Source organism: Streptomyces sp. NPDC047043, from assembly GCF_040644055.1.
Lineage (GTDB): Bacteria > Actinomycetota > Actinomycetes > Streptomycetales > Streptomycetaceae > Streptomyces.
Genome location: NZ_JBEYVO010000043.1, coordinates 56,734 through 81,422, shown reverse-complemented (window position 1 = coordinate 81,422; position 24,689 = coordinate 56,734). Strand labels below are relative to the sequence as shown.

The window sequence follows — 24,689 nt, the reverse complement described above, 5'->3', positions numbered from 1 at the left end:
CCTACGGCGTCTCGTGCGCCGCCTTGTCCAGTTGGAAGGCCTCGTTGCCGAGCCCGATGCGGGCGTGGGTCTCGGGCGAGCGGGAGCGCAGCACCAGGCCCTGGACGAGGCCGACGACCAGGGCGAGGCCGATGATGCCGGGCAGCACCCAGTTCAGGGACGAGTCGGGTCCGGCGCCGACCAGGACGTCGAAGTCCTTGACCGTGTAGCCGGCGATCACCAGCAGGGCGACGGCCGCGAGCGCGGAGGTGACCAGCCGCCAGGCCTGGGCGCCCACGGCCCCGCGCCGGGCGAAGAAGACGATGACCGAGACGGAGGCCGCCGCCATCAGCAGGATCACGCCGAGCGCGCCGATGTTGCCGAACCAGGTGAACAGGTGCAGGACGGGTTCGGTCGGGTCGCCGGTGGGCTTGTCGTCGACGACCGCGAAGGCGATGACGACGACCGCGGACACGGCGGTCTGCAGCAGGGAGCCCGTGCCGGGCGCACCGCTCGCGCCCGTCGTACGGCCGAAGGTCCGCGGCAGCAGTCCCTCGCGGCCCATGGCGAAGGCGTACCGGGCGACGACGTTGTGGAAGCTGAGCAGGGCCGCGAACATGCCGGTCACGAACAGGACGTGCAGGACGTCGGTGAAGGTGGCGCCGAGCCGGTCCTCGGTCAGGAAGAACAGCAGCCCGGCACTCTGCTTCTGTGCGGTGCCGACGATCGCGGACGGCCCGGTGGCGACGGTGTACGCCCAGGAGCTGATCGCGAAGAAGACGGTGACGAAACCGACCGCGAGCAGCATCACGCGCGGGACGAGGACGTGCGGCCGGCTGGTCTCCTCGGCGTACACGGGCGCCTGCTCGAAGCCGGTGAAGGCGGCGATGCAGAAGCACAGGGCGGTGCCGACACCGGCGCCGGTGAGCGTGTCCGGGTTGAAGGCGTGCAGGGAGAGGCCTTCCTTGGCCGGGTCGGCGATCGCCGCGAAGTCGAAGACGACGACCAGGATCACTTCGACGACCAGCAGCACGCCGAGCACGCGCGCGTTGACGTCGATCTTCAGCCAGCCCAGCGCGCCGACGACCAGCACGGCCGCCAGCGCCGGTATCCACCAGGAGATGTCGACGTCGGCGTAGGTGGCGAACAGCCCCGAGACCTCGAAGCCGAAGATGCCGTAGATGCCGACCTGGAGGGCGCTGTAGGCGGCAAGGGCGACCAGGGCCGCGCTCGCTCCGGCCGTACCGCCCAGGCCGCGGGAGATGTACGCGTAGAAGGCGCCCGCGTTGTGGACGTGCCGGCTCATCTCCGCGTAGCCGATGCTGAAGAGGACCAGCACCACACCCAGGACGACGAAGAGCAGCGGCTGTCCGACGATGCCCATCACCGCGAATGTGGTGGGCATGACACCGGCGACCACCATGAGGGGTGCGGTCGCGGCGAGCACGGAGAGCAGCAGGCCTCCCGTGCCGAGGCGGTCGGCGCGCAGGGCGCGTTCCTCGCCGAGATAGGTGCTGATGGCGGCGGGTCTGCTCGCACTCGAATTGCCCGTGGTCATCGGGGGACCATCCTTCTGTCGACGTCGTCTGTCATGCCGTGCCGAGCGCGGCGGCGCGCGCGGCACGGAAGGCGGAGAGCGGATCGCGGTCCGGGTACGACCAGGGCGCGGCGGTGGCATGCTCGCCGATCCGGTGGAACAGGGCGGCGGCCTCGGCGCCCCGGCCCTCGCAGACCTTGGCGTGGGCGAGGAAATTGAGGTCGACCAGGCGGCGCGGGTGGCCCTCGTGCTCCCACTCCAGCCACCAGTCGAAGGCGGCCTTCATCACCTGCCGGGCCCGGCGCCCGCTCCAGTGGCGCGAGGCCGCCGGGTCGGCGGGCTCGAATCCGGCGGCGGCCAGGACGCGGTAGCGCTCGGCGTGCGCGACGACCGGGAGGATCGCGAGCGGTGAGTCGGCGGGGGCCTGTTCGGCGGCCCAGTTGGCGAAGTCGTAGACCTCGTGCAGCGGGTCCGGTCCGGCGTCGGCGCGGCGCTCGGCGAGGCGGGCGACCATCAGGTGGTGGGCGTGATGGTGGTCGGCGTACCGGGCCCGTACCTCGTCGAAGAGCAGATCGGTCTCCGCCCCGCCGCCGACGGCACGCTCCAGCATCAGCAGCCCGAGCCACGGGGTGGGATCGGCGGGCACGAGCGCGGCGGCGTCCCGGCAGGCACCGCGGGCGCGGTCCGGTTTCTCCTTGCCGCGCAAGGCCTGCTGGACGAGCGAGAGCGCGAGCAGTACGGCGGCGTCGACGGAGTCGGGCTCGGCGAGCAGCCAGTCCCGGGCCCAGGCGGAGCTGTACGGCTCCAGGGCGAGGACGGTGACCCGGTGTCCGCGCCGGTCCCAGTCGTCGCCGGTCTGGACGAGCAGTGACCGCGCGGCCTGCCACCGCCCCTGCGCCAACGCGGCCCGGGCGCCGACGAGTTCGGCGTCGTCCAGGGCCGCGTCGAGAACCTGGGCCGCGCGCTTGCGGCCCCGGCCTAGAGAGGGCGGGGGTGGTGGCACCGCGGAACCTGGTTTCGGTTTGCCGTCGACTGGTCACGCACAGCAAACCCGCAGCCAACGGTTTGCGTCAAGGGATGGACTGGCGTTACACGCGTCAACTTCCGTTACTGGAGGGGTACTTGTGAACCCACCCTCAGCTGTCGCCGCGGTGCCGCCGGTCACCCTGTGGCGTACGCCATGGCGCGCCCCGCTCCGGCCCCGCACCATGGCGGAACAACCGAGTCGCCGCCCTTGATCGCCCCCATGATCGTCCGGGCGACGTGACCGAGTCGACGGCCCGGATCCGGGCACTCCCAGGGGCAAGCCGGGCCCTGGGACGCTACAGTCACCCACTACGCACCCCGTGGCCCGGCCTATCTGACTCGAGGTACGCAGCGTGTCCGTCCTGGTTCTGATTCTCGCCGTGAGCGCCGCCTGCTGCCTGGGCTTCGGGTTCGTGCTCCAGCAGAACGCGGCCCAGCGGGCGCCCCTGAGCGACTTCCTCTCACCGCGGCTGCTCTTCGACCTGATGCAGGTGCCGCGCTGGCTGGGCGGTATCGCGCTGATGGTGGCCGGCATGGTCCTCGGGGCGATCGCCCTGAGCCAGGGCGAGATCTCTCTCGTCGAACCGCTCCTCGCCACCAACCTCCTCTTCGCCCTCGCCCTCTCCCGCAGGCAGACCAGACAGCCGCTGGGCCGCCAGGGCTGGGCGGGCCTCGCACTGCTGGCGGGCGGCGTCACGGCGTTCATCGTCGCGGGCGAGCCGCGCGGCGGCACCGCGATCACCGATCCCTTCCGCCACTGGCTGATCATCGGCGCCATGATCGGCCTGGCCCTCCTCCTGACGACGTACGCGAAGCGCTCCCGCCTGAGCGCCGCCCCCGTCCTCCTCGCCCTCGCCGCGGGTCTCCTCTACGGCGTCCAGGACGCCCTCACCCGGGTCAGCGGCCAGCGGTTCTCCGAGGGCGGCCTCACCGACCTGGTGACCGGCTGGCAGCCGTACGGCGTCGTGGTCCTCGGCGTCACGGGCCTGGTCCTGGTGCAGAGCGCCTTCGAGACGGCTCCCCTGCGCATGTCGCTGCCCGCCCTCACCGCGGCCCAGCCGCTCGCCGGCATCCTCTGCGGGGTGGGCTTCCTGGGCGACCGCCTGCGCACCGACACCGGCGCGCTCGCCTGGGAGGCGGCGGGCCTCGCGGCGATCGTCGGCGGCATCGTCCTGCTCGGCCTGCACCCCTGCATGCCGAGCGGCTCGGCCAAGCCGGAGCGGGTGCGGGACCTGCAGCCGAACTGACCGCCGTGCCGCCGTACTGCTTGGATGGCGGCATGACGACCCCCGCAGACGAGATCCTCGACATCGTCGACGAGAACGACCAGGTCATCGGCCGGTCCCCGCGCGGCGAGGCCTACGCGAAGGGCCTGCGCCACCGCTGCGTCTTCATCCAGGCCCGGGACTCGGCCGGCCGCCTCTTCGTCCACCGCCGCACCCCGACCAAGCTGGTCTTCCCCTCCCTCTACGACATGTGGGTCGGCGGAGTCGTCGGCGCGGGCGAGTCCTACGACGACGCGGCCCTGCGCGAGGCCGAGGAGGAACTCGGCGTCCGTGGCCTCCCGAGCCCGCACTTCCTCTTCAAGTTCCTCTACGACGACGGCGCCGGCCAGACCTGGTGGTCGGCGGTGTACGAGGTCCGCTGCGACCTGCCGGTCAGCCCGCAGGTCGAGGAGGTGGCCTGGCACGACTTCCTGCCGGAGGCCGAGGTGGAGCGGCGGTTGGCCGAGTGGGAGTGGGTGCCGGACGGGGTGGCGGCGTACCGACACTGGAAGGCCTACCGAGGCAAATCCAGCCCGTCCGGTGTTTGAGGACGAGGCCTTTCGGGCCGAAAGGGGGTCCGGGGGGCAGCCCCCAGGGTCGGTAGGGTCGACACCGTGATCGAATTCGCGCGAAACGTCCGGCTCTGGTTCCACCCCGAGCAAGTCCGGCAGGACGGCCGCACCCCGGACTACCGCTTCTCGCTGGCGAACGAACGCACCTTCCTGGCCTGGCTGCGCACCGCCCTCGCCCTGATCGGCGGCGGCTTCGCGGTGGACCAGTTCCTGCCCGACCTGCGCTGGGCCTGGCGCGTGGGACTCGCGCTCGCACTGCTCGGCGCCGGCGTGCTGTGCTCCCTGCGCGCGGTCAACCACTGGATGCGCTGCGAAAGGGCCATGCGGCGCGGGGAGGACCTGCCGGTCTCCCGCTTCCCGGCGGTGCTGAGCGTCGTCGTCGCGGTCGTGGCCGTCGCCATGGTCGTCGTCGTACTCGTCGGGTGGGAGGGATGAACGCCGCCGCGGACCGGGAACGCGACCCCGGGCTGCAGCCGGAGCGGACCCGGCTCGCCTGGCGGCGCACGACCCTGGCGAGCACCGTCGCCGCCGTGCTCGCCGTCAAGACCGCACTGCACGGCGGCCCCTCCGTGACCGGGATCGTCGCCTGCGCCCTGTGCTGTGCGCTCTGGCTGTGCTTCCTCCTCATCGCCCACCGCCGCATCCGCACCCTGGCGTCCGCCGCCAGCCCGCGGCCGCTCGTCCCCCGGAACGCCACGGCGGCGGTCCTGTGCACGGTGGCGCTGGCTGTGTGCGGGGCCGCACTGGTCTTCTGACCGGACGCTCCCGCCCCACCGAACCGGGACGCCACGCAAGCCGAATGACCCGATATGCACGGTTCGCGTGGCAGCCTGTGCGACGTCACCACCCGCACTTCCCGAAGGTGAGCACCATGACCGCCCTCCACCTGGAACACGCCTCCCACTCCCACGCCCACGGCCCGGGCTGCGGACACACGGAGGTGCCCCACGGAGACCATGTCGACTACGCGCACGACGGGCATCTGCACCGCGAACACAACGGCCACTGGGACGAGTGCGAGCCGAACGGCCACGCCCCCCACGACACCCACGAGCACCGGCACGGCGAGGGCTGCGGACACGAGAGCGTGCTGCACGGCGACCACGTCGACTACCTGCACGACGGCCACCGGCACGCCCCGCACAACGGCCACTGGGACGACCACTGACCCGGCACCGCCCCCGCATCGGCCGAAAAGCACAGCCCGACAGCTCCCCGCCGCACCCGGCGGGGAGCTGTCGGCCTATCGTGGCTCCGATCACCTTCACCCCGCCCACTGGACTACATACCGACCAGTCGGCATGATGGTGTGAGTCCCGTTCACGCGCGCGTAAGGAGCATCGATGAGCCCCGACCACCCGCCAGGTCTCGATCTCGACCGGCTGCGCGGCCTGCTCGACCGCGAGCGGCCCGGTCTGGTGCACGGCCCCCTGACCGGCCGGCTGATCGAGGGCGGACGGTCGAACCTCACGTACGCGCTCTCGGACGGCACCTCGAAGTGGGTCGTACGACGTCCGCCGCTCGGCCATGTGCTGGCCACCGCGCACGACATGAAGCGCGAACACCGGGTGATCAGCGCGCTGCACCGCACGGACGTGCCGGTGCCGCGCCCGGTGCTGCTGTGCGAGGACGAGGAGGTGCTCGGGGCTTCCTTCTACGTCATGGAGTTCGTGGAGGGCACGCCGTACCGCACGGCCGACCAGCTCGCCCCGCTCGGTCCGGAGCGCACCCGGGGCGCGGTGCTGTCCCTGGTGGACACCCTCGTCGAGCTGCACGCGGTGGACCCCGCCGAGGTGGGACTCGGCGACTTCGGCCGCCCCGAGGGCTTCCTGGACCGCCAACTGCGCCGCTGGGGCAAGCAGTTGGACGCCTCCCGCAACCGCGATCTGGCCGGCATCGACGAGCTGCACGCCTCGCTCGGCCGCCAGCTGCCCGCCTCCCCCGCGCCGACCGTGGTGCACGGCGACTACCGCCTCGACAACGTCCTGATCGGCAAGGACGACAGGATCAAGGCGATCCTGGACTGGGAGATGTCCACGCTCGGCGACCCGCTCACCGACCTGGGTCTGCTGGTGATGTACAGCATGCCGCTGGGTATGCCCGACTCCCCGGTGTCCACGACCGCCGAGGCCCCCGGCCACCCCTCCCCCGCCGAGCTGATCGAGCGCTACGCCGCCCGCTCGGGGCGCGACGTCTCGTCCGTCTCCTGGTACACGGCGTTCGCCTGGTTCAAGCTCGCCGTGATCCTCGAGGGCATCCACTACCGCTACACGCTGGGCCAGACGGTCGGCCGCGGCTTCGACCGCATCGGCGACCTGGTGCCCGTCTTCATCGAGCACGGCCTGACCACTCTCCAGGAAGGCTGACCTGTCATGGACTTCGCGTTCGACGCGCGCACCGAGGAACTGCGCGCCAAACTCCTCGCCTTCATGGACGAGTACGTCTACCCGGCCGAGGCGGTCGCGGAGGAGCAGCGGGCCGCTCTGGCATCCCCCTGGGACACGCCGGCCGTGGTCGAGGAGCTCAAGGCGGAGGCGCGCAGGCAGGGCCTGTGGAACCTCTTCCTGCCGGACGCCGAGCACGGCGCCGGTCTGACCAACCTCCAGTACGCGCCGCTGGCCGAGATCACCGGCCGCAGCCCGCAGTTGGCGCCGACGGCCACGAACTGCGCGGCGCCGGACACCGGCAACATGGAGGTGCTCGCGCAGTTCGCCGACGAGCAGCAGAAGAAGCAGTGGCTGGAGCCGCTGCTGGCCGGTGAGATCCGCTCGGCGTTCGCGATGACGGAGCCGGAGGTGGCCTCCTCCGACGCCACCAACATCACCACGCACATCGAGCGGGACGGCGACGAGTACGTCATCACGGGCCGCAAGTGGTACATCTCCGGGGCGATGAACCCGGACTGCAAGATCTTCATCGTGATGGGCAAGACCGACCCGGACGGCGCGGACATCCGCCGCCAGCAGTCCATGGTGCTGGTCCCGCGCGACACCCCGGGCGTGACCGTCAAGCGCGCGATGCAGGTCTTCGGCTACGAGGACCACTACCACGGCGGCCACGCCGAGGTGATCTTCGACCACGCGCGCGTGCCGGTGTCCAACCTGATCGGCGAGGAGGGCGGCGGCTTCGCCATCGCCCAGGCCCGCCTCGGCCCGGGCCGTATCCACCACTGCATGCGGCTGATCGGCATGGCCGAGCGTGCGATCGAGCTGATGTGCCGCCGGGCGGTGTCCCGTACGGCGTTCGGCAAGGCGCTGGCCCAGCAGGGCGTGGTGCACAACTGGATCGCCGACGCGCGCGTGACGGTGGAACAGCTGCGGCTGCTCGTGCTGAAGACGGCCTGGCTGATGGACACCGTCGGCAACAAGGGCGCCCACGCGGAGATCCAGGCCATCAAGATCGCCACGCCCCGCGCGGTCGTCGACATCATCGACCGGGCGATCCAGCTGCACGGCGCGGGCGGCGTCAGCCAGGACTTCCCGCTGGCCGAGCTGTACGCCGGAGCGCGGACGCTGATGATCGCGGACGGCCCGGACGAGGTGCACCAGCGGTCGCTGGCGCGACGGGAGTTGAAGAAGTACCTGTAAGGGCATGCGGTAAGGGGCGGTCGCCATTGGCGACCGCCCCTTACACATGTCGGCTTGCGCGTATGCGCCTTACGGGCGCAGTGCCCGCAGCAGCAGATCGGCCAGGTGGTCGGCGACCTCCTGGGGGCTCATCGGCCCGTCGGGGCGGTACCAGGTCGACAGATGGTGGACCGAGCCGAAGTGGTAGTCCACCACCAGGTCGGCCGGGGTCGCCTTCGAGAAGACGCCCGCCTCCTGGCCCTCCTCCACCAGCGCACGGAAGCGTTCGTGGTAGCGACGGCGCTCGGCGCGCACCTGCTTGTTCTTCTCGGGGCTCAGGTGGTGCATCGAGCGGAAGAAGATCATCGCGTCGTCGAGGTTCTCGATCGTCGTGACGACGACGTCGGCCGCGGCGCCCCTGAGGCGCTTCTCGATCGGCTCGTCGGCGTCGGCGAACGCGTCGAGGCGCTCCTGCTGGACGCGCAGCACGCGCGCGTACACCTCGTGCAGGAGGTCGTCCTTGGAGCCGAAGTAGTGGTACAGCGCCCCCTTGGTGACGCCGGCCGCCTCGACGATCTCCTGTACGGACGTGCGGTCGTAGCCCTGCTCGGCGAAGAGCCGGGTGGCGGCGGCCAGCAGCCGCTGCGGGACGGGCGTACCGTCTCCGTCCGTCGTCCTGGGCACTGTGCCGCCACCTGCCTTCCGGGCGCTGAGCCGTAGTTCTATTCGCTTGCTTGCCTGCGGGAACGAAGCTCCCGACGGAGGATCTTCCCACTCGCCGTCTTCGGCAAGTCGGGCAGGATCTCCACCTGCCGCGGGTACTTGTAGGCAGCCAGTCTCTCCTTGCAGTACACCGCGAGTTCATCCGGGTCCGTCTCGGCGCCCGGACGCAGGCTGATGTACGCCTTGACGGTCTCACCGCGGTACCCGTCGGGCACCCCGACGACGGCCGCCTCGCGGACCGCAGGGTGCGTGTACAGGACGTCCTCGACCTCGCGCGGCCACACCTTGAAGCCGGACGCGTTGATCATGTCCTTCTTGCGGTCGACGACGTACAGCCAGCCCTGCTCGTCCATGAACCCGATGTCGCCGGTGCGCAGCTCGCCGCCCGGGAAGGTCTCGGCGGTCGCTTCGGGCCGCCGCCAGTAGCCGGGCACGACCTGCGGCCCGCGCACGAGGATCTCGCCCTGCTCTCCGAAGGGAACCTCCTGCCCCTGCTCGTCGACGATCCGTACCACCGTCTCCGGCCCCGGCAGACCCACGGCCAGCGTCCCGGACACCGGGTCGACGGGTGCCTCCAGACCGGGCGGCACGGAGGCGCAGGGGGCGGTGCACTCGGTGAGCCCGTAACCGTTGCGAATGTACGGCCCGAAGCCCGCCCGGAACTTCTCCACCAGCGCCGGCGGCACGGGCGCACCACCACTGGAGATGTTCACGAAGGACGAGAAGTGGTCCGGGGTGACGTCCGGACGGGCGGCCAGCGCCATGAAGGCGGTCGAGGGCCCGACCGTGTAGTGCGGCCGGTGCTCGGCGAACGCCTCCAGCACCACGCCCGCCTCGAAGCGGTACGTCAGCACGAGCGTGCCCGCGCTGTTGAGGCAGGCCCCGAGCTGGCACACCATCCCGGTGATGTGGAACAGCGGCGCGAGCGCGTAGTAGACGGGCGCGTCCGGCAGCGCCAGCCCCGTCCGCTGCCGCTCGGCGTTGTACATGATGTTGCCGTGCGTGTTGGTGGCGCCCTTGGGGGCACCGCTGGTGCCCGAGGTGTAGCTGATCAGCGCGATGTCGGAGGGCCTGAGGCGGCGCCCCTCGGGCGCCTCGTAGCCGGCGCGGGCCACGGTCGTCAGGTCGGCGGCGTCCGTGGCCTGCGGCAGCCGCTCGAAGGCCAGCACACGCGCGTCGCCACGCGTCTGGAAGTCCAGCTCGCACCCGGTGAGCACGATCGACACGGGCGAGTCGGCGGCCGTCTCCCGCAGATACGAGTCCCACGCCCGGTCGGAGCAGATCAGCGCGGCCACCTCGCCGTCCCGCAGGACGTGCGCGACCTCCCCCGACTTGTACATGGGGTTCACGGGCACGACGGTCGCGCCCGCCTTCCACGCCCCCAGCAGCGCCAGCACGAACAGCGGCGAGTTCTGCAGCAGGATCGCCACCCGGTCGCCGTGCTCCAGACCGCGGGCGGCGAGATGCCCGGCGACGGAGTCGCTCAGCTCGTCGACCTCCCGATAGCTGAGCCGCCCGTCGAAGTAGGCGAGGAAGTCACGGTCCGGAGCCTCCCCGACGGCCCGCCGCAGGGCGTGCACCAGCGAGTCGGCCGGGTTTACGGGGGCACGCTGGGCCTCGTTGAGCAGAGCCACCCAGGGCTTGGCCGCGTAACGGGAGTCGGTCACCGTACCTCCTCCCACTTCTGCTGGAGGTGGTTCATGTTGGCCAGCCACCGGTCCGGCTCGGCGGCCCGCAGCTGGTAGTACCCGGCGACCTCCGGGTGCGGCAGGATCAGGAACCGGTCCTCCTCGATCCCCTTGAACAGGGCGTCCGCCACATCCGCCGGCTCGATCGCGGTCGGCTGCAGCACCAGGTTGCCGGCGGTGCCGGTGGCGGCGAGCATGTCCGTCCGGACCCCCTGGGGGCAGATGGCGTGCACCTTCACCCCACGGTGCCGGTACGTCAACGACAGCCACTCGGCGAAGGCGTACGCCCCGTGCTTGGTCACGCTGTACGAGGGCGCCCCGATCATGGTCAGCAGCCCGGCGGCGGAAACGGTCGACACGAACCGGCCGCTCCCGCGCTCCAGCCACTCCGGGAGCAGCTCGTCGGCCGCTCGCACATGGGCCATGACATTGACGTCCCAGGAAGTGGCCCACGACTTCTCGTCGGCCGACAGCCCCTGTGCCCCGTCGTCGAAGGCGACCCCGGCATTGGCGCAGTACACGTCGACGGTCCCACCGAGCGCGTCCCGGGCGTCGCCGACGATGGCGGAGGCGTCGCCGGGTACCGCGATCCCGCCGATCTCGTCGGCGACCGCCTTGGCCCGGTCACCATCGAGATCGTTCACGACGACCCGAGCCCCCTCAGCGGCAAACCGCCGGGCAAGAGCGGCCCCGATCCCCCCTCCGGCCCCCGTGACGACCACACCAGCACCTTGAACGGCTTCCACCATCGGTCTCCTTCGACTGCGGCTCCGGCTGCCACGTCAGACTAACCGGTCGGTATGTAACAACGAAAGGGCGAGATGAGCGCCGTCAAGGGGCGCGGGGAACGGCGCGACAAGCCACGACGAACCCGCACCTTCCACACAACCCGCGGGAGCAATACCGTGCCCCACATGCGCCTATCCAGACGAGCTCTACTCGCAGCGACAACGGCAGCAGCTTCCCTCACAGCGGCACCCCCGGCCTCCGCAGCCGCCCCCCGCAACAAACTTCGCACCGGCTTCGAACGCCTCTCCGCCGAAGGCTACGCACTCCTGGACGGCCAACGAGTGGGAATCGTCACCAACCCCACCGGCGTGACCCGAGACGTCCACCACATCGTCGACGTGATGCACGCGGACGACCGAGTGAACCTACGGGCCGTCTTCGGCCCGGAACACGGCTTCCGCGGCACGGCCCAGGCAGGCGGCTCCGAGGGCCGCTACGACGACCCCGCCACCGGCCTCCCGGTCTACGACACGTACCTCAAGAGCGGCCAACCCCTCGCCGACATCTTCACCACGTCCGGCGTGGACACCGTCGTCTTCGACATCCAGGACGTCGGCGCCCGCTTCTACACGTACATCTGGACGCTCTACGACTGCATGGAGGCCGCCCAGCTGGCCGGCAAACGCTTCGTCGTCCTCGACCGCCCCAACCCGGTGACCGGCCGCGAGGCCCAAGGCCCGGTCCTGCACAAGGAGTTCGCGACCTTCGTCGGCCGGCAGCCGATCTCCCAGGCGCACGGAATGACGGTCGCCGAGCTGGCCCGGCTGTTCAACGGGGAGTTCCTGACCACCGCCGTCCCCCTCGAGACCGTACTGATGACGGGCTGGAAGCGCTCGGAGTTCTACGACGCCCACGGCCTCCCCTGGGTACCTCCGAGCCCCAACATGCCGACCCCCGACACGGCGCTGGTGTACTCGGGGACCTGCATGTTCGAGGGCACCAACCTCTCGGAGGGCCGCGGCACCACCCGCCCCTTCGAACTGCTCGGCGCGGACGGCATCGACGGGAAGTGGGCGGCCGCGGCCAACGAACTCGGCCTGCCCGGCGTGCACTTCAGGGAGGCCTACTTCGCGCCGACCTTCTCCAAGTTCCAGGGGAAGACGATCGGCGGCGTACAGATCCATGTGCACGACCGGGCCGCATACGACCCCGTGCGCACCGGAATCGCGCTGCTGGTGACCGCCAAGAAGGTGTGGAGCGGCTTCGGCTGGCGTTCCGACAACTGGATCGACAAGCTCACGGGCTCCACGCGCGTGCGTACCGCGATCGACGCGGGCGCGAGCACCGACGAGGTGGTGGCGGGCTGGCGGGAGGAACTGGCCTCCTTCCGGAGGATTCGAAAGGAATACCTCCTCTACAAGTGAGTCGGGACGTATGGCCATCCTCGCCCGGTAGCAGGACGATGCGCCCACATCGCACTGCTACGGGGGACGAGGGGGACCGTCATGGCACAGCCGGCAATGAGCGTGACGCCGTACTGGGAGCTGACCTTCGACGCGGACGGGGACGTCGACGGCCGGGAACGGGACGCGCTGCTCGCCGAGGTACCCGATCGCGGTGTCCATGACCTGATCGTCTTCGCCCACGGCTGGAACAACGACCGCTCCGGCGCGACCGCGCTCTACCGGCGGTTCTTCGCCCCGATCCCGAAGCTCGCACCGGCGGCGAAGATCGGGTACGTGGGCGTGGTCTGGCCGTCGATGCGGTTCTCGGACGAGCCGATCCCCGACTTCCCGAAGTCCGCGGTGGCCATGGAGGCGGAGGCGACCCCGGCGCCGGCGCTCGACAAGGACACCCGGCACGCACTGCTGGAGACGTTCCCCGGGCGGGCCACCGTGGTCGACCAGATCGCCCGGATGCTGGACCAGCGGCCCGAGAACGAACTCGAGGAGTTCGGACGGCTGGTGCGGCTGCTGGTGGAGGTCGTACCGGGCGGGCCGCAGCCGCTGTTCGCGGCGGACACCCTCGCGGAGGGCGTCCCGCAGAGCGAGCCGGTGCTGTTCACCGGGGACACGGCGACGCTGTGCGACGAGTTCGCGCAGGCCCTGGCGGCCCTCCGCTCCGGTGGCGACGCGGAGGGCTTCTCGTTGCCGAACCCCTGGGACGGGGCGAAGGAGCTGCTGCGGCAGGCGACGTACTACGCGATGAAGCGGCGCGCGGGAACCGTCGGCGAGCGCGGACTCGGGCGGCTGGTCGGGCAGTTGGCCGCCGCGGCACCGGACGTGCGGGTGCATCTGGTCGGGCACAGCTTCGGCGGCCGGCTGGTGTCGTTCGCACTACGCGGGCTGCCCGAGGGCGTGCACACGGTGAAGTCGGTGACCCTGTTCCAAGGGGCCTTCTCGCACTACGCGTTCGCGGCCCGGCTGCCGCACGACGCACACGCGGGAGGTGTGCTGCAGGGCCAGCAGAACCGTGTCGACGGCCCGTTGGTGTGCTGCTTCTCCCACTTCGACTCGGCCCTGGGCACCATCTATCCGCTGGCCTCCCGCATGGCGGGCGACGCGCAGGGCGCGGTCGAGGGCTTCAGTCTCGCAGGGGCGCTCGGCGCCAAGTGGGGAGCGATGGGGCACGACGGCGTGCAGGCCGTGCCGGGCACGCGCGCGTACAAGCTCCCCGACGCGCTCAACAGCACGCTGCCCACCTCGGGTTGCGTGAACATCGACGCGGCGGCGGTGGTCAACAAGGGTGGGCCGCCGACCGGGGCGCACAGCGACATCGTGCATGCCGAACTCGCGCGGGTGGTGCTGGCGGCGGGCCGCATCCGCTGACCCGCCGCCGGTCAGTGGTATGTCACATACCACCCGGGTAGTGCTATGTCACATGTCACCGATGTGACGTGTACTCCACCACCTGCTGGAAGGTGGGCCGGTTCTGCCAGCTGATGTTGTAGTGCTTGATGCCGCCGAGGGTGCGCTGGACGATCGAGTCGGCGCACCACTGGTCGCCCGCCGAGCACAGCGAGTCCCCGGGGTAGACGGTGGACGCGGAGGTGCCGGCCGCCGTCTTCAGGGTGCTGATCAGGATGTCCCGGCAGGAGCTGAGGACACCGCCGCCGCAGTACTTCTCCGCCAGCGGGCCCTTGACCGTCTCACCGAGCACCGCCCGGATGTCCTTGTCGACGTAGCTCCACCAGCCGTACTGGAAGGAGCTGCCCGCGTGCGAGCCGGTGGGCCCGTGGGCGGCCGACGGGGACTCGTCGATGGGCAGGTTGTTGCCGAAGGCGGTGTACAGGTCGCTGCCGAGGCCGGGTTGGAACTCGGCCTTGACCAGCAGCGGCCACCAGGCGTCCAGGATGCGGATCGCGTCGGCGTTGGCGTACTTCTTCGAACCGGCCGACGTCTCCGTGCGCTTGGCGCCCGCGGTCACCCACGCCTGCAGCTTGCTCACGGCGTCCGCGGCCGTCGAGTCGGTCACCGTACTGCTGTTGATCACCTTGAGGAGCTTCGGCAGCACGTCCTCGGCGCGCAGGTCGGCGAGGGCCGCGTCCGCCATCGCCTGCACCAGCTTCGTACGGGTCACCCCGCCGGCCGAGACCAGCTTCTTCACCCGGTCCTCCAGCAGGTTGCCGCGGTGCACGGACCCGTCGCCCCAGGGCGCGGTCGTGTAGTCGAGGGCCTGCTTGTTGTTCCAGGAGATGTAGTAGTCCTGGTCGATGGAGTTGGGGTGGGCCGAAGCGGCCGTGTAGTCGGCGGTGTTGGTGGTCGGGTCCCAGTTCTTCCACTCGTACGCCGCCTGCGCCCACACCGGGAACTCGGCGTCCACGCCGCTCGCGCGCACCGGGTTGTTGCCGCTGTTGTAGTACGCGGTGTGCGAGGAGTCGGCGTAGAACCAGTTGAAGGTGTAGTTGATGTGCTGCGCCGCGCTCTGGAACGTCTGCGGGCTCTTCACGTAGTCGGGGTCGTTGAGCATCTGGAAGCCGATGATCGAGTCGGCCTCGTGCATGTAGGAGGAGCGCAGGGTGGTGTAGGCGACCTTCTTCCCGCCGACGGTCGCCCGGTACTCCACGGGCCCGTACTTGGTCTTCCAGACTCTCATCGTGTACGACCCGGCCGCCGTGCCGTCGGCCGTGGTGGGCGTCCAGGAGTTCTTCTGCTCGACCTTGTCCATGGCCGTGCAGGTGCCGTGGTACAGGTAGTGGTAGTCGTCCGTGCACAGCTCGACGGCGTAGGTGTCGATGATGTCCTGGCCGGAGGTCGTCGCGGACCACGAGTAGTCCTGGCCGCGGCCGAGTTCGACGTACATGCTCAGGCCGGCGAAGGAGGCGCCGCGGGCGCTGATGCCCGGGCCCTGGATCTCCTGGAGCATGAGCAGCTGGGGGGCGAAGTAGCCGGTCTGCGGTCCGAAGACGGCAATCGGGTGGCCGCTGGCGGTGTACTTGCCGCTCACCACAAGGGCGTTGGACATGCCGCGCTTGGCGGAGCTGAGGGCCGTCGCGGTCGCCGTGGCGGAGGCGGCCTGGGCGCTCTGGCTCGCTCCGGTGCCCGTGGCGTCGTAGACCAGCGGCTCCGTGGTCACCGAACCGGCGTCGGGCAGGGCCTCGCCCTGGGGGCTGTCCGGCTTGGTGGCGTACGGGAAGCTCTCGCCGTTGTGGACGGTGAGGACGGCCTCGGCGTCGTTGCGCTCGCGGAAGGACTCCCAGACCTTGGTGCCCTCCTCCACGCCGTACTTGGACTGGGCGGCGATCAGTGAGAGCGCGTTGTTGACCTCGCCGCCACCGCCGGAGCCGAACAGGGAGCCGACGACGGAGCCGAGCGCCACCAGGTCGGTGATCTTGAAGTGGTCGATGGTGCCGGCGTTGGTGACGGAGTCCTTGTGGCCGGTGAGGACGTACTCACCGGGGAAGTAGCGACCGCTGTCGGAGGCGTCGATGTAGGCGTTGATGCCGGCGAGGTAGGCGTTGGCGTCGTCGAGGGCCTGCCGGCCGCGGGCGCCGTTGCTGGCGACGGCGTTGTCGATCTGGGCCTGCAGATCGGCTTCGGAGTAGGGCGCGTTGCGGTAGAACTCCTGCTCCAGGCCCTGGTTGGAGGCGGCACCGCCCGCGAAGGTGGTCAGCTGGCCGCGGCCGACGTGACGGAAGACGTCCATGAGCCACAGCCGGTCCTCAGCCGCGGCATACCCGGCCCCGAACTCCGTGCCGTATCTGGTGGTACCGGTGATGTGGGGAATGCCCGCCTTCTTGTCGCGGACGATCGTCACGTCGGTGCGGCCCGCAGGCTTCTCGGTGGAGGCGACTTGATCGGAAGAGACCCCGAACGACGCGTCGTTGAAGAACGTGTTGATCGTCGAGTCGGTGAGCGTGGAGTAGCCCTTGGCCAGGTTGGAGTACGGGCCGAGCTGGTCCTCCGCGTGGTCGGGCTGGGTGCCGAACGCCTGGTTGAGCAGGATCTGGGCGAGGGTCGCGTTGCCGTTCTCACCGGGCGGCAGGATGTCGGAACACTGACCGCCGCAGTAGTCGTTCGAGGTCGCCGCCACCGCCGTCGCTTGGGAAAGCGGGGACAAAAGACCTGCAATCAGGGCGCATATGGATGCGGTCTTCAGGAACCCGGCGAGTCTGCCGGGAGTTCTCAGTCTGTCAAGGGCGATGCGCGAGGTACGCCGTGGCATGGCAGCTCCTACCGACGGGGGTGAGCCGGGACGTTACCGCCGGTATCCCCGGGATTGAAGATGAACATGCGTCAAGTTTTGGTAGCCGGTACGGCGGCTTATGGAGGTCATCGGAAATCGGATGGAGCCGAATCGCTTGTCGATACGTCTATTCGGCGACGTCCGTACGACGACGCCGAAGTGACCGAAGTACAGGTGCAGGTGTGACGGAGGTGCAGGGCGATGGCCGGTTTCCGGAGTCTGGCGAGACAGGTCCGCGATCCGCGGTGCGATCTGGCACTGCGGCGCTACTCACTGCGCAAGTGCCTTGAGCGGTTCGCTCCTTACGGGCACAGGGCGACCTGGGACCATTTGTGCTCCCGGGCAGGGTTCGGTCCGGAGGACCGGTCCCCCGACCCAGCGCGGCTCGTGGCCGCACTGGAGGAGTTGGAAGAGGCGCGTTCGGTCTGGCTGGCCTATGAGGTCGAGTTCGCCGAGCGGCGCAAGAAGGAGAAGCACGACGGGCTGCGCCGGCCGGGCACCGTGGACGACTGGCACCGGCTGACCTGGGGCGGTTTCGGTGTCGCCTGGTGCGACGACCCGCGGGTCCACCCCCGTGAACCGCTGGCCGAGGTGCTTCGCCGACTGATCTCCGCCTTGGAACGCGAACCGGGCGCCGAGTGCCCGGTGTGCAGCGGAGAGCGTCTGATCTGGACGTACGACCTGGACCACGAACCCTCGGCGGGTCCGGTCTGCACTCACTGCGGAATTCTCGTGCCACGGCCCGTGCTCAAGCCCGAGGCCCTGGCGGACGCAAGGCGCGGAAGGCTGCTGGTGTCGGCCTAGCTCGGCGGGGGTGCGCCGGGGATGCCGCACCCCCTGTCTGTCGTTGATGGTCATGGGCTGTTGTCAGTGGTGGCTGGCAGTCTTGAGGCATGGTGCAGGTGTGTCTCAACGGACCGCGGGGGTCCGCCGACGGTGCGATGGTGCCGCTGACTCCTCAGGCAATGGCCGAGTCCGCGGCGCGTGCCGTCGCGGCAGGGGCCACGGACATCCACGTCCACCCCAAGAACCCGTGCGGCCACGACTCCCTGTCGCCCCGGGTGCTCGCGCCGACGCTCCAGGCGATCCGGGCGCGGGTGTCGGTCCCGGTCGGGGTGACCACGGGCGCCTGGGCGGAGCCGGATCCGGCGGCCCGGCTGAAGCGGATACGGAGCTGGGCGGACCTGCCCTCGCTGCCCGACCACGCCTCCGTCAACTGGCATGAGGAGGGCGCGGAGGAGATCGCCGCGGCTCTGATCGACCTCGGGGTGGGGGTCGAGGCCGGCATCTGGTCGGGGACGGACGGGGCGGCGCGGTTCGCCGTGTCCCCGCTCGGGGGGCGGGTGTTGCGGGTGCTGGCCGAGGTGACGGATACGGCGGTGGATACGGCCGAGGACACCGCACGCGGACTGCTGGCCGACCTGGGCCGGGCGCTCCCCCACTCTCGGCTTCGCTCGAGCGGGAGGGGCCCCATCGCCCCGTGCTGCTGCACGGCGAGGACGGCGGCGCCTGGCCGGTGTTGCGGCTGGCGGGGCGGCTGGGGCTCGCGACCCGGATAGGCCTGGAGGACACGCTGGCCCTGCCGGACGGGGAACGGGCCGGGTCCAACGCTCAGTTGGTCGCCGAGGGGCTGCTCCAGTACGGGTGAGCCCAGCGCCGGTCGTCGGGGAGGACCTGAAGCTCGGCGCGTGTGGCGAGGTCGTCCTCGCCCTGGGCGCGGAGGCGGGCGGCGCCCGGGCCGGCCAGCCAGGTGCGCAGATCCGCGACGCCGGCGTCCTCGCTGCCGTCGTACCACCAGGAGAACGGGGAGGAGTCGGACAGCAGGTCGTACAGCCAGACGTCGACGCAGTGGACGAGGTGTGCGTCGGCGACCGGGCTGCGGACCCACCGGTCGAGGAACGGAGTCACGGTCCTGGCGATCGTGACGCAGGTGTCGAAGATGTCGTCGATGCCGTACGGCGGCTCGGGCCTGGTGAGGGCGTCCTGCCACCAGGCGTGCAGGAAGGTCTCGATCGCGGCGGCCTGCTCGGCCGGCCAGGAGCGCCAGTCCACCCGGCTCAGCCCGTGGGCCCCGTAACCGATCGAGCCCAGGGTGCCGTCGGCCATCGCCCGCGCGGCCTGTGGCAGCAGGCGCCGCATCGCGGCGGCGTGGTCGTCGAAGTGGTCGGCCACCTCGAAGAGGTAGTACCGCACCACGTCCACGGGCACGTGCACGTGCGGCGTGCGCAGATACGCGGTCTCCTCGGGCGCGTGGCAGTAGCCGCAGCCGGTCTCGTCAGGGCTGGCGAAACCGCTGAAGACCGTGTCGATGTCCGCGAGGGCGGCGTCAAGGGCAGGTGAGAACAAGGGAATTGATCCCGTCAGGACTCCGTGCACGGCGTCTCGGTCGGCCGAAGATCCCGACGCTACCAGCCGCTAATCCGCTCGCTCCACCCCTTTCCCGTCCGGACAGTTGGACGCGATGAAACCGAACTGAACGACCCCGGAACCGAGGTGTCCCATGTCGACGCTCCGCGTCACCGCCGAAGTGCTGACCGTCCACGAGCATCCGGGCGCCGACGCGCTCGAACTGGCCCAGGTGGGTCTGTACCGCGCCGTCGTCGCCAAGGGCGCCTACCGCACCGGCGATGCCGCCGTCTACATCCCCGAGCAGGCGGTGCTGCCCGCCGGGCTGATCGAGGAGCTGGGACTGACCGGGCGGCTCGCGGGAAGCAAGTCCGACCGGGTCAAGGCGGTGCGGCTGCGCGGCGAGCTGTCGCAGGGCATCGTGTGCCGGCCGAAGGCACTGGCGGACGTCGACCTGGCGCGTGCGGCCCTGGACGGGACCGACTTCGCCAAGACACTCGGCATCACCAAGTGGGTGCCTCCGATCCCGCCCACGATGAGCGGGGAGGTGGAGTCCGCGCCCGATCTGCTGCCCTGGGTCGACATCGAGAACATCCAGCGGTTTCCGGACATCTTCACACCGGGCGAGGCTGTGGTCCTGACGGAGAAGCTGCACGGTTCGGCATGCCTGCTGACGTATCTCGCCGACGAGGGGCGGGTGCACGTCTCGTCCAAGGGGTTCGGGTCCAAGTCCCTTGCCCTGAAGGAGGACCCGCGCAACCTGTACTGGCGTGCGGTGCAGGGGCACGGCGTCGCCGCGACCGCGGCCCGGCTCGCCGAGCGGCTGGGTGCACGCCGGATCGGGATCTTCGGCGAGGTGTACGGCGCGGGGGTCCAGGACCTGACGTACGGCGCGGACGGGCGCCGCGAGACCCTGGGGTACGCAGTGTTCGACGTCTCCGCGGAGATCGACGGCACCGTGCGCTGGCTGGACGCGGCCGAACTGCTCGACGGGGAGCTGCCGTTGGTGCCCCGGCTGTTCGAGGGGGCGTACGACATCGATCGGGTGCTGGAGGTTGCGAGCGGCCGGGAGACCGTGTCCGGACGCGGGCTGCATCTGCGCGAGGGAGTCGTGATCCGTCCGTCGACGGAGCGGTACAGCTCGGTGACCGGCGGTCGGGCCATCGCCAAGGCGGTGAGCGCGGCGTACCTGACCCGGAAGGGCGGTACGGAGTACGAGTAGGGCGGGCGGCCGCAGGAAGCAGGCCCTAGGGTCTGTCCGGCGGTTCGATCAGGTCGGCTGCAAGAGACGGTGCTTCTTGGCCGCGCCGAGCGGGGCCATGGGGGTCCCCCCGCTCGGCTGCAAGGCGGAGGAGGGAGTCGACGCGGAGCGATGGGGGCCCCTCCCGCTCGAGCGAAGCCAAGAGTGGGGGAAGTGACGACAACGCGGCTGGGGGTCCCCCACGCCTTCAAGGCAGTGGGGGAGGGCGTGCCAGGGCCCGCGACGCCGAGCTGATCCGCCGGAGGCCCTAGCGCTGGTCCTGCTTCCCGCGGCCTCCCCCTCGCTCCACCATCAGCCGCGAGCCGCTCCGGCGTTCGCCGAAGACGTCGTCCGGGTTGGACAGGACGCAGGTGTCCAACGACAGGCAGCCGCAGCCGATGCAGTCCGTGAGGTGGTCGCGCAGGCGGTTGAGCTGCTTGATGCGTTCGTCGAGTTCCGAGCGCCAGGCCTCGGAGAGACGGGCCCAGTCCTCCCGGGTGGGGGTGCGTTCCTCGGGGAGCTCGGCGAGCGCATCGCGGATCGTCGCCAGCGGGATGCCGACGCGCTGGGCGGCGCGGACGAACGCGACCCGGCGCAGCGCGTCCCGGTGGTAGCGGCGCTGGTTGCCCGAGGTGCGGCGGCTGCTGATCAGGCCCTTGGACTCGTAGAAGTGCAGGGCGGAGACGGCGGCACCGCTGCGCGCCGCGAGCTGGCCGACCGTGAGCTCGTGGATCTTCTCTGGAATCTGGGGCATCCCTCGAACCCTACCCATGCCTCCGTTGACACGGACCTCGAGGCCGACCATGCTAAGCAGTCGCTTAGAGTTTGGGACGAGGAGGCGGGACATGGCAGAGCCGAGGGTCTTCACGGGCGCCGACGAGCTGAAGGCGGCCGTTGGCGAGCAGCTCGGGTACACCGACTGGCTGGAGGTCGACCAGAAGCGGATCGATCTCTTCGCCGATGCCACCGGTGATCACCAGTGGATCCACATCGATCCGGAGAAGGCCGCCGCCGGGCCGTTCGGGACCACCATCGCGCACGGGTATCTGACCCTGTCGCTGCTGCCGCTTTTCGGACCGCAGCTGATCAAGGTCGAGGGCGTGAAGATGGGCGTCAACTACGGCACCAACAAGGTGCGTTTCCCGTCACCCGTGCCGGTCGGCTCGCGCCTGCGCGCCACCGCGGTGATCACCGGGGTCGATGACGTGGCGGGCGGCGTCCAGGTGACCGTCGCCTTCAGCGTCGAGCGCGAGGGCGGCGACAAGCCGGTGTGTGTCGCCGAGTCGGTCTCGCGCTACTACCTCTGACGCCTCCGAGCGGTCACTTGGCCGCTCCCACCATCCGCAGCACGAGGTCGGCGTCGAGCGCGCCGACCTCGTCCGGCGTCCAGGGCCCGTCGACGTTGAACCAGCGGGCGACATCGATGCAGAGCGACATGACGGCGAGGGTGGTGCCCTTCACGTCCAGCACGTCGAACTCGCCTGCCGCCACGCCGTCCTCGATGATCCCCCGCACCTCGGCGTCGCACTGCCGGCGCAGCGCGAGGATCTCCTCACGGGCGTCCGGCCCGAGCGAGTCGAGCTCGTACTGCACGACCCGGGCGGTGGTGCGCCCGCCCGCGTGCCAGCGGACGAAGGAGCTCACCGCGTCGGCGAGCCGCTCGGCCGCGGTGCCCTCCCGCCGGGCGGCCGTCTGCAGGATCTCGAGGGCCTTCTCGTGGCCGATCCGGCTGATGCGGTGGAGCAGCTCTTCCTTGGTCTTGTAGTGGATGTAGAGCGCGGCCGGGCTCATACCGGCACGGCCCGCGATGTCACGGGTCGTCGTGGCGTGGTACCCGCGCTCGGCGAAGGCCTCCACCGCGGCGATCAGCAGCCGCCGGGCCGCGTCGGGCGTGACCTCGCCCCACGCCGACGTCTCGTCGCCGGCCGTGTCCTCCGCCGTACTCATAGCTCGCTCGCCCCTCTCGCCCGCCCGTCTTCCACCACCGCCCTCAAACGAGACCCATCGGGCCACCTTTTGATCGGGCGAACCCCCACCATACCGCCGACGGTGAGCGAGCGCTTAGTCCGGCCGCTCAGAGCTTTCAGAGCTTCTCGAAGGGGTCGTGCTCGGCGAGCAGCTTCTCCAGCCGGGCCTGGTCGACGCGGCTGACGATCTGCCCGGCCTCCTGCCGGTCCCGGATCACCTTGGCCAGGGTGAAGGCGGAGGTGACCAGGTACAGCACGGCGATGGCGAGGAAGCCGCGCACCCAGGCGTTGGCGTCCAGCCGGAAGATCCCGACGGCCGTGGCGATCATGGCGAGGGCGAAGGAGGCGACGGCCTGGCCGTAGAAGGCGGCCGTGCTCTGCTGCTTGACCGGTGTGTCACTCATGCGATCAAGGGTCGCCGGAGGTGGCCCGCGCCACATCCGCCGAGATACTCAGCTCAGGTACTCAGAACGCCGAAATCCCGGTCAGCGCACGGCCGATGAGGAGTTTCTGGATCTGGCTGGTGCCCTCGTACAGGGTCATGACGCGGGCGTCGCGCAGCAGTTTGCCCGCCGGGTACTCGTCGATGTAGCCGTAGCCGCCGAAGACCTGGAGGGCGTTGTTGGCGGCGCGGACGGCGGCCTCCGAGGCGAACAGCTTGGCCTTGGAGGACTCGACGGCGAAGGGCTGCCCGCGGTCGATCAGGTCGGCGACCCGCCAGGTGAGCAGACGCGCCGCGTCCACGTCCACGGCGATGTCGCTGATCAGTTCCTGTACGAGCTGGTGGTGGGCGATCGGCTTGCCGAACTGCTCGCGCTCGCCCGCGTACTTCACCGCCGCGTCCAGCGCGGCCTGGGCTATGCCGACGCAGCCGGCCGCGACCGACATCCGGCCCTTGGCGAGGGCCGACATGGCGACGGAGAAGCCCTTGCCCTCCAACCCCAGCATCGCCGCGGCCGGGACGCGTACGTCCTCAAGGACCAGTTCGGCTGTCGCCTGACCGCGCAGGCCGAGCTTGCCGTGGATGGTGCGGCGGGTCAGGCCGGGCGTGTCGGTCGGCACGAGGAAGGCGGAGACACCCTTGTGGCCGGGGGCGTCGGTGGAGCGGGCGAAGAGGAGGACGACATCGGCCCAAGTGCCGTTCGTGATGAACATCTTGGCGCCGTTGATGACGTAGTCGTCGCCGTCGCGCACCGCGCGCGTGGCGAGGTTGCCGGCGTCGGAGCCGGTGCCGGGCTCGGTGAGGCCGAAGCAGCCGACGTACTCGCCGGAGGTGAGGCCGGGCAGCCAACGGCGCTTCTGCGCCTCGCTCCCCCAGGCGGCGATCGTCTTGGCGACCAGCCCGAGCGAGACGGACACGATGCCGCGCACCGAGGAGTCACCGCGCCCGAGCTCCTCTGTGACCAGGCAGTACGCGAGGTGGTCGCCGCCGGAGCCGCCGTACTCCTCGTCGACGGTCAGCCCGAGGAACCCGACCTCGCCGAGCTTCTTCACGATCGACCGGTCGACCTCCTCGGCGCGGTCCCAGGCGACCACGTGCGGAGTGATCTCACGCGCCACGAAGTCCCTGGCCAGTCCGCGGACGTCGGCCTGCTCCTCGCTGAGCTCCAGATTCACGGTCACCCCACATCAGTCGCCCCGCCGCACCGCAGCCGTCGTACAGGTGCTGCGGTTTTAAATTAGCACTGCTAGTTTCCGGTTCGCAGCCCTACTATGTGCGCCATGGCCCGACCGCGCAAGCCCCTCCTGAGCACCGACCGGATCGTCGACACGGCACGCGCGCTGGTGGACGCGGAGGGCCTCGCGGCGGTCTCGACGCGTCGGCTCGCCGCCGAGCTGGGGGTCAGCGGACCCTCGCTCTACAACCACTTCCGCACCAAGGACGAGATCCTGGAGGCGGTCGCGGACTCGGTGAGCGCCCAGGTCGACCTGTCGATGTTCGAGGACGGGCGGGAGTGGCGGACCGCGCTGCACGACTGGGCGATCTCCTACCGGGCCGCACTGCGCGACCACCCCAACATCGTCCCGGTGCTCGCCACGGGCCCCGGCCGCCGACCGGCAGGGCTGCGCCTCGCGGACGCGGTCTACGGCGCGATGGTCGACGCGGGCTGGCCGCCGGCGCAGGCCACGTCCATCGGCGCGTTGATGCGGTACTTCATCATGGGCTCCGCGCTCGGGTCCTTCGCCGGGGGCTTCGTGGACGACGCGAGCGCGTACGACCCGGCCGACTATCCGCACCTCGGGCAGGCGCACCTCCTCTCCGAGCAGCAGGAGAAGATCGACGAGCGGGCCTTCGAGACGGGGCTGACGGCGCTGCTGGACGGGCTGGTGCAGCAGTACGAGCAGGTGAAGCGGACCGCGTAGCG

Annotated in this window: 24 protein-coding genes and 1 pseudogene; 14 read left to right on the top strand and 11 right to left on the bottom strand. The window is 70.5% G+C overall.

Annotation, left to right across the window (positions count from 1 at the left end):
• Position 1: 1 nt before the first annotated feature.
• Together ABZ880_RS46840 and ABZ880_RS46835 are read right to left on the bottom strand one after the other, a co-directional pair.
• Entirely contained in the window at positions 2–1,537 is a 1,536-nt protein-coding gene (locus tag ABZ880_RS46840) for an APC family permease (protein WP_361277148.1), read from the bottom strand.
• 31 nt (positions 1,538–1,568) lie between these two features.
• Positions 1,569–2,519, bottom strand: coding sequence for a hypothetical protein (locus tag ABZ880_RS46835; protein WP_361277147.1), 951 nt, complete (start codon positions 2,517–2,519; stop codon positions 1,569–1,571).
• Between the two features lie 376 nt (positions 2,520–2,895).
• On the opposite strand from ABZ880_RS46835, the gene ABZ880_RS46830 reads away from it, so the two are divergent.
• From ABZ880_RS46830 to ABZ880_RS46800, 7 genes are all read left to right on the top strand, one after another.
• Positions 2,896–3,789, top strand: a complete 894-nt coding sequence (locus tag ABZ880_RS46830; protein ID WP_361277146.1) for a DMT family transporter — start codon at positions 2,896–2,898, stop codon at positions 3,787–3,789.
• Positions 3,790–3,821: 32 nt separating this feature from the next.
• On the top strand, positions 3,822–4,355 hold the full coding sequence (locus tag ABZ880_RS46825; RefSeq protein WP_361277145.1) for an NUDIX domain-containing protein: 534 nt from the start codon (positions 3,822–3,824) through the stop codon (positions 4,353–4,355).
• Positions 4,356–4,421: 66 nt separating this feature from the next.
• Positions 4,422–4,814, top strand: a complete 393-nt coding sequence (locus ABZ880_RS46820) for a DUF202 domain-containing protein (RefSeq protein ID WP_361277144.1) — start codon at positions 4,422–4,424, stop codon at positions 4,812–4,814.
• On the top strand, positions 4,811–5,134 hold the full coding sequence (locus ABZ880_RS46815) for a DUF202 domain-containing protein (protein WP_361277143.1): 324 nt from the start codon (positions 4,811–4,813) through the stop codon (positions 5,132–5,134). Before ABZ880_RS46820 ends, ABZ880_RS46815 begins: the two co-directional genes overlap by 4 nt.
• A 116-nt stretch (positions 5,135–5,250) precedes the next feature.
• The gene (locus ABZ880_RS46810; protein WP_361277142.1) at positions 5,251–5,547 is read left to right on the top strand and encodes a hypothetical protein; all 297 of its coding nucleotides are present in this window, start codon (positions 5,251–5,253) and stop codon (positions 5,545–5,547) included.
• 175 nt (positions 5,548–5,722) lie between these two features.
• Positions 5,723–6,745 carry a phosphotransferase family protein gene (locus ABZ880_RS46805; protein WP_361277141.1) on the top strand — a complete coding sequence of 341 codons (1,023 nt, stop codon included), beginning with the start codon at positions 5,723–5,725 and terminating at the stop codon, positions 6,743–6,745.
• 6 nt (positions 6,746–6,751) lie between these two features.
• Complete coding sequence (locus tag ABZ880_RS46800) at positions 6,752–7,966, top strand: acyl-CoA dehydrogenase (RefSeq protein WP_361277140.1); 1,215 nt, start codon at positions 6,752–6,754, stop codon at positions 7,964–7,966.
• A 69-nt stretch (positions 7,967–8,035) separates the two neighbouring features.
• Here the strand turns inward: ABZ880_RS46800 and ABZ880_RS46795 are convergent, their stop codons facing one another.
• From ABZ880_RS46795 to ABZ880_RS46785, 3 genes are read right to left on the bottom strand one after another with little or no spacing between them, the layout of a single operon-like run.
• Complete coding sequence (locus tag ABZ880_RS46795) at positions 8,036–8,629, bottom strand: TetR/AcrR family transcriptional regulator (RefSeq protein ID WP_361277139.1); 594 nt, start codon at positions 8,627–8,629, stop codon at positions 8,036–8,038.
• Positions 8,630–8,667: 38 nt separating this feature from the next.
• Positions 8,668–10,335: an AMP-binding protein gene (locus ABZ880_RS46790; protein WP_361277138.1), complete on the bottom strand. Its 1,668-nt coding sequence runs from the start codon at positions 10,333–10,335 to the stop codon at positions 8,668–8,670.
• Entirely contained in the window at positions 10,332–11,105 is a 774-nt protein-coding gene (locus ABZ880_RS46785) for an SDR family oxidoreductase (protein ID WP_361277137.1), read from the bottom strand. Before ABZ880_RS46785 ends, ABZ880_RS46790 begins: the two co-directional genes overlap by 4 nt.
• Positions 11,106–11,270: 165 nt before the next feature.
• Here ABZ880_RS46785 and ABZ880_RS46780 point away from each other — a divergent pair, with 165 nt between their 5' ends.
• Positions 11,271–12,509: a DUF1343 domain-containing protein gene (locus ABZ880_RS46780; RefSeq protein WP_361277136.1), complete on the top strand. Its 1,239-nt coding sequence runs from the start codon at positions 11,271–11,273 to the stop codon at positions 12,507–12,509.
• Between the two features lie 81 nt (positions 12,510–12,590).
• A complete protein-coding gene (locus ABZ880_RS46775; protein ID WP_361277135.1) occupies positions 12,591–13,913 on the top strand; it encodes a serine-threonine protein kinase in 1,323 nt (440 codons plus the stop codon).
• Between the two features lie 55 nt (positions 13,914–13,968).
• Here the strand turns inward: ABZ880_RS46775 and ABZ880_RS46770 are convergent, their stop codons facing one another.
• Positions 13,969–16,749, bottom strand: a complete 2,781-nt coding sequence (locus ABZ880_RS46770; RefSeq protein WP_361277134.1) for a penicillin acylase family protein — start codon at positions 16,747–16,749, stop codon at positions 13,969–13,971.
• A gap of 222 nt (positions 16,750–16,971) precedes the next feature.
• Between ABZ880_RS46770 and ABZ880_RS46765 the strand changes: the two genes are divergently transcribed.
• Both ABZ880_RS46765 and ABZ880_RS46760 read left to right on the top strand, forming a co-directional pair.
• Complete coding sequence (locus tag ABZ880_RS46765) at positions 16,972–17,574, top strand: hypothetical protein (RefSeq protein ID WP_361277133.1); 603 nt, start codon at positions 16,972–16,974, stop codon at positions 17,572–17,574.
• An 89-nt stretch (positions 17,575–17,663) separates the two neighbouring features.
• Positions 17,664–18,418, top strand: a pseudogene (locus tag ABZ880_RS46760) (3-keto-5-aminohexanoate cleavage protein).
• On the opposite strand, the gene ABZ880_RS46755 reads toward ABZ880_RS46760, so the two are convergent.
• Positions 18,382–19,116, bottom strand: coding sequence for a hypothetical protein (locus tag ABZ880_RS46755; protein ID WP_361277132.1), 735 nt, complete (start codon positions 19,114–19,116; stop codon positions 18,382–18,384). The pseudogene ABZ880_RS46760 and the gene ABZ880_RS46755 overlap by 37 nt on opposite strands.
• A 154-nt stretch (positions 19,117–19,270) precedes the next feature.
• Between ABZ880_RS46755 and ABZ880_RS46750 the strand changes: the two genes are divergently transcribed.
• A complete protein-coding gene (locus ABZ880_RS46750) occupies positions 19,271–20,338 on the top strand; it encodes an RNA ligase (ATP) (RefSeq protein WP_361277131.1) in 1,068 nt (355 codons plus the stop codon).
• Between the two features lie 286 nt (positions 20,339–20,624).
• On the opposite strand, the gene soxR is transcribed toward ABZ880_RS46750, so the two are convergent.
• The gene (gene soxR / locus ABZ880_RS46745; protein ID WP_361277130.1) at positions 20,625–21,110 is read right to left on the bottom strand and encodes a redox-sensitive transcriptional activator SoxR; all 486 of its coding nucleotides are present in this window, start codon (positions 21,108–21,110) and stop codon (positions 20,625–20,627) included.
• Positions 21,111–21,201: 91 nt separating this feature from the next.
• Here soxR and ABZ880_RS46740 point away from each other — a divergent pair, with 91 nt between their 5' ends.
• Positions 21,202–21,663, top strand: coding sequence for a MaoC family dehydratase (locus ABZ880_RS46740; protein WP_361277129.1), 462 nt, complete (start codon positions 21,202–21,204; stop codon positions 21,661–21,663).
• Between the two features lie 13 nt (positions 21,664–21,676).
• Here the strand turns inward: ABZ880_RS46740 and ABZ880_RS46735 are convergent, their stop codons facing one another.
• From ABZ880_RS46735 to ABZ880_RS46725, 3 genes are all read right to left on the bottom strand, one after another.
• A complete protein-coding gene (locus tag ABZ880_RS46735; RefSeq protein WP_361277127.1) occupies positions 21,677–22,303 on the bottom strand; it encodes a TetR/AcrR family transcriptional regulator in 627 nt (208 codons plus the stop codon).
• A gap of 136 nt (positions 22,304–22,439) precedes the next feature.
• A complete protein-coding gene (locus ABZ880_RS46730) occupies positions 22,440–22,727 on the bottom strand; it encodes a YiaA/YiaB family inner membrane protein (RefSeq protein ID WP_123964134.1) in 288 nt (95 codons plus the stop codon).
• A gap of 61 nt (positions 22,728–22,788) precedes the next feature.
• Positions 22,789–23,940: an acyl-CoA dehydrogenase family protein gene (locus ABZ880_RS46725; protein WP_361277169.1), complete on the bottom strand. Its 1,152-nt coding sequence runs from the start codon at positions 23,938–23,940 to the stop codon at positions 22,789–22,791.
• Positions 23,941–24,045: 105 nt separating this feature from the next.
• On the opposite strand from ABZ880_RS46725, the gene ABZ880_RS46720 reads away from it, so the two are divergent.
• Positions 24,046–24,687 carry a TetR/AcrR family transcriptional regulator gene (locus ABZ880_RS46720; protein ID WP_361277125.1) on the top strand — a complete coding sequence of 214 codons (642 nt, stop codon included), beginning with the start codon at positions 24,046–24,048 and terminating at the stop codon, positions 24,685–24,687.
• The last annotated feature ends 2 nt before the right edge of the window (positions 24,688–24,689 follow it).

Bases quoted from the DNA above. Each gene is read 5' to 3' on its own strand.
- ABZ880_RS46840 (WP_361277148.1), bottom strand. From the start codon at position 1,537: ATGACCACGGGCAATTCGAGTGCGAGCAGACCCGCCGCCATCAGCACC.
- ABZ880_RS46825 (WP_361277145.1), top strand. From the start codon at position 3,822: ATGACGACCCCCGCAGACGAGATCCTCGACATCGTCGACGAGAACGAC.
- ABZ880_RS46815 (WP_361277143.1), top strand. From the start codon at position 4,811: ATGAACGCCGCCGCGGACCGGGAACGCGACCCCGGGCTGCAGCCGGAG.
- ABZ880_RS46810 (WP_361277142.1), top strand. From the start codon at position 5,251: ATGACCGCCCTCCACCTGGAACACGCCTCCCACTCCCACGCCCACGGC.
- ABZ880_RS46805 (WP_361277141.1), top strand. From the start codon at position 5,723: ATGAGCCCCGACCACCCGCCAGGTCTCGATCTCGACCGGCTGCGCGGC.
- ABZ880_RS46800 (WP_361277140.1), top strand. From the start codon at position 6,752: ATGGACTTCGCGTTCGACGCGCGCACCGAGGAACTGCGCGCCAAACTC.
- ABZ880_RS46785 (WP_361277137.1), bottom strand. From the start codon at position 11,105: ATGGTGGAAGCCGTTCAAGGTGCTGGTGTGGTCGTCACGGGGGCCGGA.
- ABZ880_RS46780 (WP_361277136.1), top strand. From the start codon at position 11,271: ATGCGCCTATCCAGACGAGCTCTACTCGCAGCGACAACGGCAGCAGCT.
- ABZ880_RS46775 (WP_361277135.1), top strand. From the start codon at position 12,591: ATGGCACAGCCGGCAATGAGCGTGACGCCGTACTGGGAGCTGACCTTC.
- ABZ880_RS46770 (WP_361277134.1), bottom strand. From the start codon at position 16,749: ATGCCACGGCGTACCTCGCGCATCGCCCTTGACAGACTGAGAACTCCC.
- ABZ880_RS46765 (WP_361277133.1), top strand. From the start codon at position 16,972: ATGGCCGGTTTCCGGAGTCTGGCGAGACAGGTCCGCGATCCGCGGTGC.
- ABZ880_RS46750 (WP_361277131.1), top strand. From the start codon at position 19,271: ATGTCGACGCTCCGCGTCACCGCCGAAGTGCTGACCGTCCACGAGCAT.
- soxR (WP_361277130.1), bottom strand. From the start codon at position 21,110: ATGCCCCAGATTCCAGAGAAGATCCACGAGCTCACGGTCGGCCAGCTC.
- ABZ880_RS46740 (WP_361277129.1), top strand. From the start codon at position 21,202: ATGGCAGAGCCGAGGGTCTTCACGGGCGCCGACGAGCTGAAGGCGGCC.
- ABZ880_RS46735 (WP_361277127.1), bottom strand. From the start codon at position 22,303: ATGAGTACGGCGGAGGACACGGCCGGCGACGAGACGTCGGCGTGGGGC.
- ABZ880_RS46730 (WP_123964134.1), bottom strand. From the start codon at position 22,727: ATGAGTGACACACCGGTCAAGCAGCAGAGCACGGCCGCCTTCTACGGC.
- ABZ880_RS46720 (WP_361277125.1), top strand. From the start codon at position 24,046: ATGGCCCGACCGCGCAAGCCCCTCCTGAGCACCGACCGGATCGTCGAC.